This window comes from Chitinophaga sp. SVR4-12A, from assembly GCF_056754765.1.
The window spans coordinates 209,383-222,959 of the sequence record NZ_JBPGWP010000002.1 but is presented as its reverse complement, the minus strand read 5'-3'; the positions used below and the strand labels follow the sequence as shown (position 1 = coordinate 222,959).

9 protein-coding genes are annotated in these 13,577 nt (G+C 50.5%); 4 read left to right on the top strand and 5 right to left on the bottom strand.

The genetic code is table 11. The annotated features are described in order from the left end of the window. Positions 1–11: 11 nt before the first annotated feature. Together ACR9Y8_RS27155 and ACR9Y8_RS27150 are read left to right on the top strand one after the other, a co-directional pair. On the top strand, positions 12–2,144 hold the full coding sequence (locus ACR9Y8_RS27155) for a TonB-dependent siderophore receptor (RefSeq protein ID WP_481216435.1): 2,133 nt from the start codon (positions 12–14) through the stop codon (positions 2,142–2,144). A 95-nt stretch (positions 2,145–2,239) separates the two neighbouring features. Next, entirely contained in the window at positions 2,240–2,428 is a 189-nt protein-coding gene (locus tag ACR9Y8_RS27150) for a pinensin family lanthipeptide (RefSeq protein ID WP_298738502.1), read from the top strand. A 74-nt stretch (positions 2,429–2,502) separates the two neighbouring features. Here ACR9Y8_RS27150 and ACR9Y8_RS27145 read toward each other — a convergent pair whose 3' ends face one another. The 4 genes from ACR9Y8_RS27145 to ACR9Y8_RS27130 are packed head-to-tail and all read right to left on the bottom strand — an operon-like array spanning position 2,503 to position 10,004. Beyond that, entirely contained in the window at positions 2,503–4,350 is a 1,848-nt protein-coding gene (locus tag ACR9Y8_RS27145; RefSeq protein WP_481216434.1) for a lanthionine synthetase LanC family protein, read from the bottom strand. Next, the gene (locus ACR9Y8_RS27140) at positions 4,331–5,185 is read right to left on the bottom strand and encodes a thiopeptide-type bacteriocin biosynthesis protein (RefSeq protein WP_481216433.1); all 855 of its coding nucleotides are present in this window, start codon (positions 5,183–5,185) and stop codon (positions 4,331–4,333) included. The genes ACR9Y8_RS27145 and ACR9Y8_RS27140 overlap by 20 nt, the downstream gene beginning before the upstream one ends. Positions 5,186–5,188: 3 nt before the next feature. Continuing rightward, entirely contained in the window at positions 5,189–7,798 is a 2,610-nt protein-coding gene (locus ACR9Y8_RS27135) for a lantibiotic dehydratase (RefSeq protein ID WP_481216432.1), read from the bottom strand. Between the two features lies 1 nt (position 7,799). Next, a complete protein-coding gene (locus ACR9Y8_RS27130) occupies positions 7,800–10,004 on the bottom strand; it encodes a peptidase domain-containing ABC transporter (protein WP_481216431.1) in 2,205 nt (734 codons plus the stop codon). Positions 10,005–10,096: 92 nt separating this feature from the next. Here ACR9Y8_RS27130 and treA point away from each other — a divergent pair, with 92 nt between their 5' ends. Further along, positions 10,097–11,650, top strand: coding sequence for an alpha,alpha-trehalase TreA (gene treA / locus ACR9Y8_RS27125; protein ID WP_481216430.1), 1,554 nt, complete (start codon positions 10,097–10,099; stop codon positions 11,648–11,650). Positions 11,651–11,657: 7 nt separating this feature from the next. Here treA and ACR9Y8_RS27120 read toward each other — a convergent pair whose 3' ends face one another. Further along, positions 11,658–12,737 carry an aminotransferase-like domain-containing protein gene (locus tag ACR9Y8_RS27120; protein ID WP_481216429.1) on the bottom strand — a complete coding sequence of 360 codons (1,080 nt, stop codon included), beginning with the start codon at positions 12,735–12,737 and terminating at the stop codon, positions 11,658–11,660. A gap of 106 nt (positions 12,738–12,843) precedes the next feature. On the opposite strand from ACR9Y8_RS27120, the gene ACR9Y8_RS27115 reads away from it, so the two are divergent. After that, a complete protein-coding gene (locus ACR9Y8_RS27115; RefSeq protein WP_481216428.1) occupies positions 12,844–13,518 on the top strand; it encodes a DUF3823 domain-containing protein in 675 nt (224 codons plus the stop codon). The last annotated feature ends 59 nt before the right edge of the window (positions 13,519–13,577 follow it).

Below are 13,577 nucleotides of genomic sequence, written 5' to 3'. Positions count from 1 at the left end.
GGTTTCATACCATGAAGAGAACTTTACCTATACTGGTTTATTTATGCGGCGCAACAGTTTACGGTTACGCACAACACAAGGGTGACAGCCTTCGTAAGGAACGGCTACGGGAAATTGAGGTGCTGGAAAAGAAAAGAACATTGAAGGCAGATAGTATGTCGCCGGTGCTGCGCCTGGAAGGACGATTACTGGAAACACCACAGCACATTGCGGGGGTTACCGGCGACCTGATACGCGAGCAGGGCGGTTTGGTGATGAAGGATATTGCCCGCAATGCCAGCGGGGTGAAATTCGGCTATAACAGTTCTGTTTTTGACGCATCTACTGTGGTACTGATGCGCGGGTTCAGTGCAGCCACCTATCTGAATGGTATGCCGCAACGCAGTGACTTCAGTACACTGTCGGAGGACGCAGCGATCATTGAGCGGGTGGATTTCATAAAAGGCCCGGCAGGGTTCCTGATATCATCCGGAGAGCCGGGAGGTAGTATGAACATAACCACCAAAACACCCAGGCAACAAAGGATACGGCAGCTGGAAATTGCAGGAGGCAGTTATGGCCTGTTAAGGGCATCTGCAGACATAGGGAGCATGGTGCAGGCAAAGGGCTTTTCTTACCGGATGAATGCTGCATACCAGCAGCAGAACAGTTTCATGGATTTTATCAAGACGAAGAAATATGTGGTGGCGCCGGTAATACAGTACAATTTTAATCCAGGTACCTATGTACTGGCCGAGTATGATCTGATCCGCACGACAGCCGACGGCGGCAGCAGTGTAACCAAAGTTGGTACAGCTGCTGATGTGCTGAAAGACAGGGTTGGCAACAATTATGCAGGTGACCCGGGACTGCCGCAGTCGTATACACAGTCGGAAAATTTCCGGCTTCTTGTCTCGCATCGCCTGAATGAGCGCTGGCGGCTCTCGATACAGTCAAAATATACTGTTACGCCTGCTGAGACCTGGTATCTCTTGTCGGATAATTATTCGCCGGTGAATTTTGACAGCACGAACATTACCAGGCGAATGCCTGTGTTCAATAGCATTACGGGCAAAGTGGCCGCGGCGCAAGTGTATGTAAATGGACAGCTGAACAGTGGAAACCATATTGAACACCGGATAGCAGGGGGAATTGATTACAACTATAGTAAGGACAATTATTCGAATGCATATGGGCAGCACAGTTTTGTTTTTGACAGAAACAACCCGCAGTACGGGCTGCCTACCGACAGCGTTCGTATGCTGGGTAAGCCCTCCCTCCTGCTGCGGGAGAATGGCTGGTGGTCTGCATTTGCATACAGTACTACCCGGTTATACAATAACTGGCTGTTAAACTTCGGGGGGCGGTTCACCTTGAACACGCCGGTTACGACGGATGCAAAACGGCCGCTGAAAGATGAGACGGCATTTTCGCCGCGCCTGGGCATTACCCGCTTATTCGGAGCGTATACAGCTGTCTATGCATTGTATGATCAGTCATTTATTCCCCAGCCAGGGGCGGATTTTGAAGGCAATGATTTTAAACCGTTGCGGGGCAACAGCTTTGAAGTGGGCGCAAAAAGGGAATGGTTTCAGCGGAGGCTGATTACCAGCTTGTCTGCTTACCGGATCGTCAAGAATAATTTGCTGGTCACTGATCTGCAGCACAGGGGATATAGAAGGCAGATAGGACAGGCGACGAGTACAGGCGTGGATGCAGATGTGTTGGGAAGGATATCTGATCGCTTGTCTGTTTCGGCCAATTATGCTTATACACACGCGGTTACCAGCAAGGATTCCAATAAAGATAATGAGGGTGCAAAGCTGGCTTACATACCGGAGCAGACCATTAACAGCTGGATCCAGTATAGCATTCCCTTGCAGGCGTCGTCGAGGTTGAGTATCAGTGCGGGACAAGCTACGGTGACGAGGACAGCTACGTATACCCGAGATGTGTACCTGAAAGGATATACAAAGTTTGATGCGGGTATGGCGTATGATGCGGGGAGGTGGTATGTGCGGGTGGTGGCTGATAATATTACCAACAAGCGGTATTTCTCCAGCGGGGATATACTGGTGGGATCTATTTATCCCGGAGTGAAGAGCTATTACTATGTGGAGGGAGCGCCCCTGTCGGTGAAGACTTTTGTGGGCTTGAGGTTGTGATGATCACTATCGAAGATTTAAAAATAGGATTGCAATCGGGGATAATGCCGAAACCCCAGAATAAGTAGGCGTTCAAACTCTAAAAACTCTATTTTATGAAAGAGAACCAAGCAAACCAGCTCAGACTGAGCATCGATGATCTGAAAATTGACAGCTTTGTTACCAGCATTGACAGTGAAATGAATATGCGCCTGGCCGGCGGCCTGGCAGGTCAAAGCCATCCTACGCATACGCTGGCTACAGATGACGAAGGTCACCTGTGCACTACTATCATTTGTGCGTAAGTCCACATACTGTTCGTCGTTAGGGGCTGTTCCCGTTATGGGAGCAGCCCCTTTTCATAAACTGAGGACCCTGGTTAAGCGCCTGTGATAAGCCCCTGCCGTAACATAGACCTGACCTGGTCAATAACCGTCCTGATCATCTGCTGTTGCGTTTCCCTATCGGTCTCATTAAAATGGTTGTCCATTATCTGCCGTATGATCTCCTTCAATGTTCTTCCCGGGGCAAACATATTCAGTAATATAGCTGTCAGCCTTCCAATGGAAAAAGTAGCAACGCCATATTCGTGGCAGCAGGAAAGTGTATTAGCCGCCGTGCTGCAAAGCCGGAATTCATTGGCAGGCACAAGTATACTTTTCATTAATTCAGTGTCAGACGCATGCAGCAGTGTATTGGCTGATACCTGCAATAGCTCTTTGTATTGTGTATAGTACAGCAGGCCTTTGTGGTGTTTCCATAGCGTGGTAATGCCATGTTCAAATGCGTAGCAATCCTGTGCATTGAGGCGTTGTGTGGGCGGCAGTGCAGCTATTTTAGCCAGCAGCAGTGTTTCAAATGCCTGTATGCTGTCAATGGCTGCCAGATCTTTCATATCCAGGTGCAAAAGAGAAATGGCGGTTTTATAATAAGCGGAGAACAGCTGCCTCTTCACTTCGCCTGGCTGGTAGAGGGAAGTCAGGTGAGAGGAAAGCGGGATGGCGGGATGAGTAATGTCATTCTTGTTACCGGGAAACAATGCGCTTAGCAGCAGACAGCCGACACCTGCCATACCGGAGAACAGCCCTGGATCGTTGTTGTTGTCAGGTACAAAGCTATTATAAGTGCCATATCGTTGATAATAACGAACTGCGGCCAACGCCGTTTGTTGTACAGGTAAGTGTAGTGCCGGTTGCTGCAATAAATCGGCAGCCTTCAACAGGAAAGCAGCTATACCTCCGTAACCACTGCATAGAGTGAAGTCGCCGCGCTTTAGTTCCTGCAGGTCTTGCAGACAACGTTGGATAATGAGCTGAATGTGCTCGGCATAACTATCCTCACCTGTGAGCTGCCATGCACACAAACGGGCCAGGCCGATGCCGGCGGCGCCATGCGCCCAGCTGTTGATGTTACTGGCATATTTCCGGAAAACGGATGGTCCCCAGTTCAGTAGAGCGTCCTCGCTTATGCGGGTACTGGTAAGACGCAGATCCAGCCAATTATTGCTAGGCTCATCATAGTACAACATTTCATAGCTCAGCGCCTGTTTAGCCAGGTAATACAGACCCTCATCGTTAAAATATTGCGCAGCCTGCAGTAAGGCATAAGCGATGCCGGATGCACCATGGGAAAAGCCTGTCAGGCAGTCAAAAGAGCGTTTGATATGCCCCCATCGTAAGCCTTGCGGTGCAATACGGGCATGGTGGATCATCTTATCTGTAAGCTGCCGTATCAATACTGGCAGGGAGTCATGTTGTGTATGCGCATGCAGGTACGTGAGTACGAAAATATTACCGGCGTGGCCACTGATAAGATCGTCCTGCACAACCTTTTCCAGGATGCCGTGTTCGTAATGCTGCAGCAGTTTCATTGCGTGCGACAGGTAGCTTTCTTTACTGGTGGCCTCATACATTTTAATGCACAGATATAACAGACCCGTGGCGCCGGTGTACAAGGTGTAATATTGCTGCTGTAATACAGCGGGATGCTGCAGCAAGGCATCTGTTGCAGATTCACAGGCTTCCAGGTAAGCCGGGATTTGATAGCATTTATACAGGTGCAGGTAGAATATGATCACACCGGCAGTACCGTTAAACAGATCAATGCTGGCGCCATTCTCCAGCCTGGCACGAACGGCATCCTGGCTAATGGTATGCAAAAGGCTGCCGGCAATGCGGAATAGCTCTGCCTCAACGGTCTGCTTTTCTTCAGGCGCCCATGTGTGCATAAATATGCTCCATGCATTTTAAGGTAAAGAACATGATGTAAGCTTCGTCAAGATTAGACACTCCCAGGCGGTTGTGGCTCATATGCATAAAGCTGCCGATGATACCACAATACCTGGCTGCATCGAAACCCAGCTTACGATATTGAGCGGCTATCTCGCGGTTCTGATAAATGAAGGTTTGCAGGCCGGGTGCTGTTTTTTGCTGTTCCATGCTTTCCCATAACTGAGCGGTAGCGGTCGTTAGCGTTGCTGCATGCGTTTCAAAACGCGATTGCATGAGCGCGGTGTAATGCCGCTCCTGTTCCTGCGCATCTTTAGCAGGGTCAAAGAGCCGGCGCATCCATGCTTTTATAAAACTCCGGCAGCAATACAGCGTAAATGCCTGTTCTTCCTGCAAGGCAAACAACAGCGCCATGTTAAGGCGGATGGCATGCAGAAGGGCCACGGAATCATCCCAGGAAGATGTATTGCGAAGATGCTGCAATACGTATGAAGAAGAGGCTACAAACTGCCGTTCTGCCCATGGCAGGCTTTGTACATTGCCATACCGTTGCAGCTCCGGCTGGTAGGGAATGAACTGCAATGCATCATGGCGGTGCAAGGCCGGGTAGTATGCAAAGAAGCTACGGCATTGATCTGCCAGCAGTATTTTCAGTTTGCCAAGGTCATCTATGCTAACCTGCATACGCAAACGAATATGCGGACCATTCTCCCAGTAACGGACAAAAAAGGCGCTGTAGCCTGTACGCTCGAGTAAAGGCGATACCAGGTTATTTAACAAGAGGTGCGGATGGCCATTGTAAAAGATATGAGCGGACAACCAGGTGTTTTCCATAGATCAGCGTTTATACCAGTGCAACATATATTCAGTTACCGTGGCGTCAGGTTTCTGCAGGTGAGCGGCATGCGGTAACATTTCTTCCAGGTAACAATATGATCCTGCGCGGGAAAGTAGTTTTTTGAAGAGCGTCACCAACAGCGGTTGTGTGAAGCAAATGTATTGTGGCTTGTAATCATCCCGCTGCAACTTACCAGGGTTATCTGGTGTAGCGGGGATGTAAGGCGACCTGAGGAAAAGGAAAACATGCTCAGGCAGCTGATGTAGTTCACGCCAGGTGTGGAGGCGGACAAAGTAAGCCGCATCTGTTTCGTTGTTTCCCTGTACCGGGATGACTGCAGTGCTAAGCAGCCAGCCTTGCCTGCGCAGTATTACTGTTCCTTCAAACACGATACGTGGTTTCAGCTGTATATCCTGTTCCGGTGTGAAGGTTTGTGCGTGGCGTTGATCTACTGCAGCGATCAGCTGACGCAGGGGAAGGCGGTGATCTGCATTAAAATGCGCCAGCAGCTGATAGCCATGGGAGCGGTTGTAAAAAGACTCCAGGCAAAGATCATAAGCATATATTTCAGGTCCGCTGCTATGATGCAATGCCAGCAAGTCTGTCTCCGGGTTGTACCGCACCTGAATGTCGCGGAGCGGTATCTGCCCCTGAGACGGATAGTTGTTGTTACCACCGGGCATGCTTATTTCATAAGGAAGCAGCGGTGGATGAATATTGGCATTGAAGGTAGAGCCGTCGTTCAATTCCATGAGCATCTTCGCAGGGTGCAGGGCGGTGTTCCATTCCAGGAAGGCCCTGGTCACTTCCGCGTCAAAAAGATGCAGAAAGCGTCCTGCTACTTTTCCCATGCCCGGTAAAGGAGCATTGATCACACCATGCAGCAGCGGTACTCCATCCTGCAGCTCGTTGTAGAATTGCACGAACAGGCCCCGGGCAGCGGCGGAGGTGACAGGTAATGATCCTTGTAGATACATATTAACCCGTGTTGGATCTATGGTTAGTTGCAGTGCAGCAGGAATGTTTATTATCTTCGATGAACGGTTACCTTGCTCCTGTTGATCAGCTAAAGCAGGCTTTTTTTCATGCAGGAAGTACGCGTGATAGAAACCGGTGAAGCTTTCCTGGTGTTTTGACCCGTAGTGCTGCAGAAAGAAGTCCCGCATGCGTATCCGCTCTTCCCGTAAGACATCCAGGGGCTCCAGCAGGGTTAATAAGCAGTCGGCTTTTTCAACGAAGGAGCTGAGGGCTGCGGCGGGCAAGCGTTCATGTGTTGCTGTGCTGGCATCTTCATAAAAAATATCCTGTGGCTCAAAATCCCGGTGGGCAAAGCGGTTCACTTCAAAGTCAGCTGGACCTGTATCTGTAACGGAAACAAGGACTGGCAGACCGGCTTCCTGCTGCAAACCCTTAAAGCATTGGTTCAACATGGCAGCAGTTCCCTGCAACAAGGCTTGTCGTGCACGGGACGCAGCGCCTGCATAGGCAGCTTTCTGTGCGGCCAGTGTTTGCAGTAAATTATACAGTGATGCAATGGCGGTGTGATGTATATGCGGTTGTAGGAAATCAGCAAGGGCTGTATCCCAGGCGGGATCTACTCCGGAGCAACCTATACCCAATTCCAGGAAACCGCTGCCTGCCAGTTTAAGCACAAAGGCTTTAATGCTCTGACGGTCTGTATCGGGGATCTGTTTTGCCAGGATATCCAGCAGTGAAGCGATGGTAAATGGCCCTTGTTCCTTCTGCAGGAAACTGTATAACCAAAGAGGCAGATTACGCGCCGGCGATCGTTGGAATGCTTCCACATTAAAATAATTGATGAGGAAGTGCAGCTGCTCTTCATGGATAGCAGCGGTCACATTTAACCGTACTTCCAGGATCTCATTCAGAACAGGATGATGGACTATCAGCGCGCGGATATAAGTGAACAATGCATTATTGAGCCGGATGCTACTGTGGATCTGTTGGTGAACGGATGGCTGGCGGAAATATTCTTGTTCCTCACCGGGGGTGGCAACACCTGTATAGGTAAAGGTGCTGAAGGGCGATGTTTTGGCAGCCATACGGCTGAGATAACGGAGCAGGCTATACTCATTCTTCAGTTCGCGGTTACGGAAGGCAACCGGATCGGCATCAGCAAAGCTATCCAGCTGCGTATAGAGCACCGGGCTTGATAAAAGGATCCCCTTACGCAGGAGCTCCTGCTGTGTGCAGGCCTGCAACTGTTGCCGGTGTTGGATGACCCGGGCATTGAAAGTATCTTCCCACTCCTGCAGCAGCTGCTGCTTCTGCCCGGATATATTGCGGTAGGCTTCCAAAGCGGCAGTCAATTGATCGCCGGCAACTATTGCAGCACGTGCCGGGACCTTACCGTTAAAGATGTCACGTTTCAACTGCAGCAGGCGTTGCCGTTCCTTGTTATTTGTTTGCTGGCTGATAGCAGTAAAGAGGAGGTCACAAAGCGCATTTTTTTGCTGCAGGATATCAGCCTGCAGCTGCTCTCCCGCCTTTACATACGTGTTGATGCCGGTCAGTTGCCAACCGGCCAGGGTACTGAATGGCAGGGAGGCGTAACGCGCCAGTATGTATGGAAATATTTTTGGTGTCATATCATTTTCCCAGCTCCAGCTGGTTCTTTATGAGTTGATAATATGCGCCTTTGCCAGCGGTGAGCACATCATGTGTACCGCTTTCCACGATGGCGCCTTTATCCATGACCAGTATCTGGTCGGCATGCCTGACGGTGCTAAGGCGGTGGGCAACCACTACCACGGTCTTACCTGCAAAGAATCCCTGCAGGTTATTGATGATATCGCGTTCATTATGTGCATCCAGGGAATTAGTGGCTTCGTCCAGCAACACCAGCGAAGGATTGCGGTAGATCAGGCGGGCAATGAGCAGGCGCTGGATCTGACCTTCGCTGAGACCGTAACCGTCTTTGCCGATATACGTTTCGTAGCCGAAAGGCATAGCGGCAAAGAAGTCGTGTATATTAGCCATTTTGCAGGCTTCCTGCAGCCGGGCCTCGTCGCGGTGAGCAGTACCGGTACAGATATTATTGGCGATGGTATCACGGAATACGTATCCATCCTGCATAACGGCGCCGCAGTAACGGCGCCATGCTTTTGCAGGGAGCTGCTGCAGGCCGGTATCTCCAACGAAGATTTCTCCCTGCACCGGCTGATAGAATTTCAGCAGGAGCTTCAGCAGGGTTGTTTTACCGCTGCCGCTCATGCCCACGATGGCTGTTACTTTTCCAGCGGGGATCTGCAGGCTGATGTTGTTCAGTACAAAAGGAGCATGTTTATGTCCGTACTGGAAAGAGACCTGCTGCAAACGTATATCCTTCCCGGTTACCAGGGCGGGCGGTATGTAGGGCGCATGCGGAGGATCTTCATCCGGCTCATTGTGCACTTCGGCCATACGGCGCAGGCTAAAGCGGGTGTGCTGGGCAATACGGATAAACTCTGTGAGCTGTGTGACAGGTGCGTTGAGTTGCCCGCAGATATAGGTGACCGCCAACATCGCACCGAGGGTGAGGTGGCCCTTCACCACCAGTATGGCGGAGAGGCAGCTGATCAGCACGTTCCTGGTCTCATTAATGAACATAGCTACTCCCTGGATGAACTGATCCAGTTTAAGGTTTTCAAGTTTTACGTTGCAGGATTGTTCCTGCAGCTTCTCCCAATGAGCAGCCCGGGCGGCTTCGCTACCGGTAAGCTTTATTTCCTGGATGGCAGAGAATATTTCCAGCAGGGAGTCTTGGTTGGCGGCGAGGATCCTGAATCTTTTCTGATCAAGGCGACTGCGTTTTTCTGCAAAGGCGCCTGCCCAGATGATGCCGGCGGCAGCTAACACCGTAAAGAGCAGAAAGATCTGCCAGTTATAATAAAGCAGCACCCCGCCAAGCACCAACAAGGTGACCACGGCCATCACAAATGAAACGAGGGAGGAAGTAAGAAAGTCCTCCATGCGCTGGTTATCTGTCACCCGCTGCATATTATCACCTGCCTGGCGGTTATCGAAAAATGAAAAATGCAGGCGCATCAGCTTATGCAAAAAGTCCTTCAGCATCGCTATGCCCGTACGAGCGCCTATTTTCAGCAGCAGGCGGGCACGTATAAAATCCATGACCATACGACCCAGGAACAGCATCAGCTGTGCGCCGCAGATCAGTAGTAACAGGGAGATCTGCTGTTGCCGGATACCCTTATCTACTATGGCCTGTGTAAGTAAAGGCGTGAGCAATGAAAAAAGACTGACCAGCAGCAGCGTACTCACCACGGGCAAAAGGCTTTTACGATGCGCTTTCAGGTAGGGCAGCAGGGAATGTAGTGAGGCCCCTTGCTCTGTAACAGCGGGCGCCTCCAGGAAAGCCGGGCCTGGTTCCAGGAACAGCGCGCGGCCAAAGCCCGATTCCAGCTGCCAGGCCGCCATAAATTCGGGTATGCTATAGCGGCTTCGCCTGCCCAATGCCGGATCTGCGATCCAGACTTCCTTTTCCGTTACCCGGTATAGTACTACAAAATGCTGTTTATCCCAGTGCAGGATACAGGGCAAAGGAGCCTTTTTAGCCAGCACCCTGAAAGACAATTCTGCAGACAGGGTTTTAAAGCCCAGTTGTTCTGCCGCCGCTATCAGGGCAGCAAAGGTGACACCCTGCGGGGATATCTTACAGGCATTGCGCAGGAACTGCAATGGGTAAACGCGTCCGTGGTATGCGGCGATCATCTTCAGGCAGGTGGGCCCGCAATCCATGGCATCGGATTGTTTATAAAAAGGGAAGGACTGGCGGATAGTATAGTTTTGAAACATCGTTGCAAATCTAATAATAAATATAATATGCAACACAGTTTCAAAAAACTATCTATAATTCACTTAAATTCGATTACTAACGCTTAATGATCATGCGAAAAGCGCTTCTGCTATTCCTTACGTTATGGATCTGTGCGCCCATGCTCAGGGCGCAAACTACCAAGCCCCCTGATCAGCTGTATGGCCCCCTTTTTAAGACAGTTCAGCTCTCAGGCGTTTTCCCTGACAACAAGACCTTTGTAGATTGCGTGCCAGTAACGAGCCCGGACAGCATCATGATGCGGTATGATGCCGCACGGCAGCAGCCTGCTTTTAACCTGGCCGAATTTATAAAGACCAGTTTCCTGCCACCTGATTCGGGTATCCGTGCGGCGGCCGTTAATGGCCAGGAAAGGTCTGTTACGGCACATATACAGCACCTGTGGAATGTGCTGCTCAGGGACCCAAATATGGAACGGCCTTACAGCTCACTGCTGCCCCTTCCCCACCCTTATATCGTACCGGGAGGCCGCTTCAGGGAGATCTATTACTGGGACAGTTATTTTACCATGTTAGGACTGGAAGAGAGCGGCCGTATATTGATTATAGAAAACATGGTGAGGAACTTTGCGTATCTCATTTCGCGTTACGGGCATATTCCGAACGGGAACCGTACGTATTTCCTCAGCCGTTCACAGCCGCCCTTTTTCTCTTTAATGCTGGATATCCTGGCGAAGCACAAAGGAGACAGCATTTACATCAGCTACCTGCCGGAACTTGAAAAGGAGTATGACTATTATATGGATCGCTCTGCGCCCACCAAACACATAGTAAAAATGCCGGACGGCAGCATATTGAACCGGTACTATGACCAGGATGATATTCCCCGTCAGGAGGCTTATAAAGAAGATATGGCGGTAGCGGCCAAATTGCCCCCGCCTGCCAAGGGGATCTTCCGCGAATTACGTTCCGCTGCAGAAAGCGGATGGGATTTCAGCAGCCGCTGGTTCAGGAACGGCAAGGACCTGCATACCATACGCGTTACGGCGCAGGTACCGGTAGATCTGAACTGCCTGCTCTATCACCTGGAAAAGACCATGGCCAAAGCGCAGCAGCTGGCCGGCAACCCGCAAAAGGCGCAGCAGTATACCCAGCTGGCGGCCAAAAGAAAGCGCAGCATAGCGCGTTACTGCTGGTCTGACAAAGCAGGGTGGTACGTGGATTATGACCTGCTCACGCGCCAGCCTTCCACATCGCTTACACTGGCAGGCATGTATCCATTCTTCCTGTATGTGGCGGATAAAAGCAAGCTTGCTGCTGTACAGCAAAAGATCAATACACAGTTCCTGAAAGCCGGTGGTGTGGTCACCACATTAAAGAATACCGGCGAGCAGTGGGATTATCCTAATGGATGGGCGCCGCTGCAGTGGGTAACGATCGCCGGATTGAATAACTATGGTGCGAAAGCGCTGGCGAAAAAGATCGCAGAAAGATGGGTACGGCTGAATGTGCAGGTATACCAGCACACCGGCAAACTGATGGAGAAGTACAATGTAACGGACCTTAGCCTGACAGCCGGCGGAGGCGAGTATCCTACCCAGGATGGTTTTGGATGGACAAATGGTGTATTGCTGCGGCTGATGTCCCAGTACCAGATCAGTGAGTAAGCGCCCTTCAAAGCTCGCTGTATTTCCGCACGGCATTGGCCACTGTTCTGAGGGCAGACAGCAATTCCGGCGCATCCCATACAGCGCCAAAGGCAATGCGTACGTAATCCTGGCGCTGCGTAGTGGAGAAATCTTCACTGCTCATGAGATCGATATTCCAGGAGCGCATTTCATTGATAAATGTGGGGGCATCCAGTGAATCAGGCAGTTTCAGCCAGGTATGGTAACTGCCGCGAAAAGTCTGATAGTCTAAGCCCTGGAAGATCTGTATTATTTTTTCGTGTAACTGAACCGCAATTGCTCTCTTTTCTGCTATTACTCCCTGCAGCAGATCATCTTTCATGAGGTAGGCCGTAAAATTGCCAAACAATGCGGAGCTGCCGCTGGTGGTGTAACGGATCACATTCTCCACTCCTTTCAGCAGTCCCTGCGGATAAACAATATAGGCGATCCTTACAAAGGGATTGAATGTTTTTGAAAAGCTGCAAACGTACAAGGTCCGGTCTGGCATCAGCTGCAGGAAAGTAGGCGGCGGCGACGGATGCAGAAAGCGGTAGGCATCATCCTCGATAATATAAACATCCTTGAATTTCCTCACTACGGTGGCAATATCTCTTCTGCGCTGCAGGGACATAACGCTGCAGGTAGGATTGTGTATGGTAGGCTGCAGGTAAATGAGCCGGGTATTATGTGAACGGAGATATTCTTCCAGTGCCTCCGGTACCATTCCCTGCTCGTCGCAGGTGATGGTATGCATATCATAGCCCAGCTCTCCGGCGCTGGCTTTAAAAGATGTATAGGTAAATTCCTCGATAGCAGCGGTTTGTTCCGTATCCCGGAACCAGGTAAGGATGCAGTGCAGGGCGCTGTTGCCGCTGCAGGTGCTGATCACTTCTGAGCGGTAGCGCAGGGTATCAGCCGGTAGCTGCAGCCACTGGCCCAGCAACTGTACAACGGGATTCTCAGGCCAGAATGAACCGGGAGACAACATTCCGTATTTTTCATGCTCAGGCAGTCCTCTTATATATTGCTCAAAAATATCGGCTTCCGCTTTCACGGAGGGGTAATTGAATCTCAGGTTAAGCATAAAATAAAATTACCATAAAAAAAGCAATTATTATTCCTCCATTGACCAGGGAGTTATCAATAATAATCCTAAAATTGTGAAAAATCCATTCCATTAATCCATGACTATGCGACATTTTATATTCTTCCTGGCAATGGCTGCAGCCAGCTTTGCAGGATGTAAAAAGGATAACTATGAGGCGCCTGCCTCTACACTGAAAGGCCAGGTAAGCTACCAGAAGCAGCCTATCGGTCTGCGTTCCAATGGTGTGCAGCTGGAATTGTGGCAGCCGGGTTTTGAACTGAGCACCAAAATACCCATGTACCTGGCGCAGGACGGCACCTTCTCCGCGTCTGTTTTTGATGGTAAATATAAGCTGGTGCTGTTGAGAGGAAACGGCCCCTGGGTGAATAACAGCGATACCATAGACGTTAACGTAAACGGTGCTACGGAAATAGATGTGCCGGTCACTCCTTATTTTATGATCAACGGTGCTTCCTTTACACAGAACGGCACCACGCTTAGCGCTACCTTCACCCTCCAGCAGGTAAATAACAGCCTGCCGCTGGATGCCGTAACGCTGTACGCGGGCGCTACTACTATCGTAGACCAGGTGAACAGCGTGGCCTCCACCTCCAAACCGGCATCAGAGATAACGGATATTACAGCGCCTATTACGCTGAGTGTGACTGTTCCGCCATCTCTCATAGCGAAAGGCTATCTCTATGCGCGGGTAGGCGCCAAGACAGCCGGTGTGGCGGAGTTGATCTATACCGTACCCCAAAAATTAGCAACGAAATAATCATCTGTAAGCAGGGCCGGGCAGTAGAGCCTGGCTCTCTTTTTTAAAGCGTTTATTGT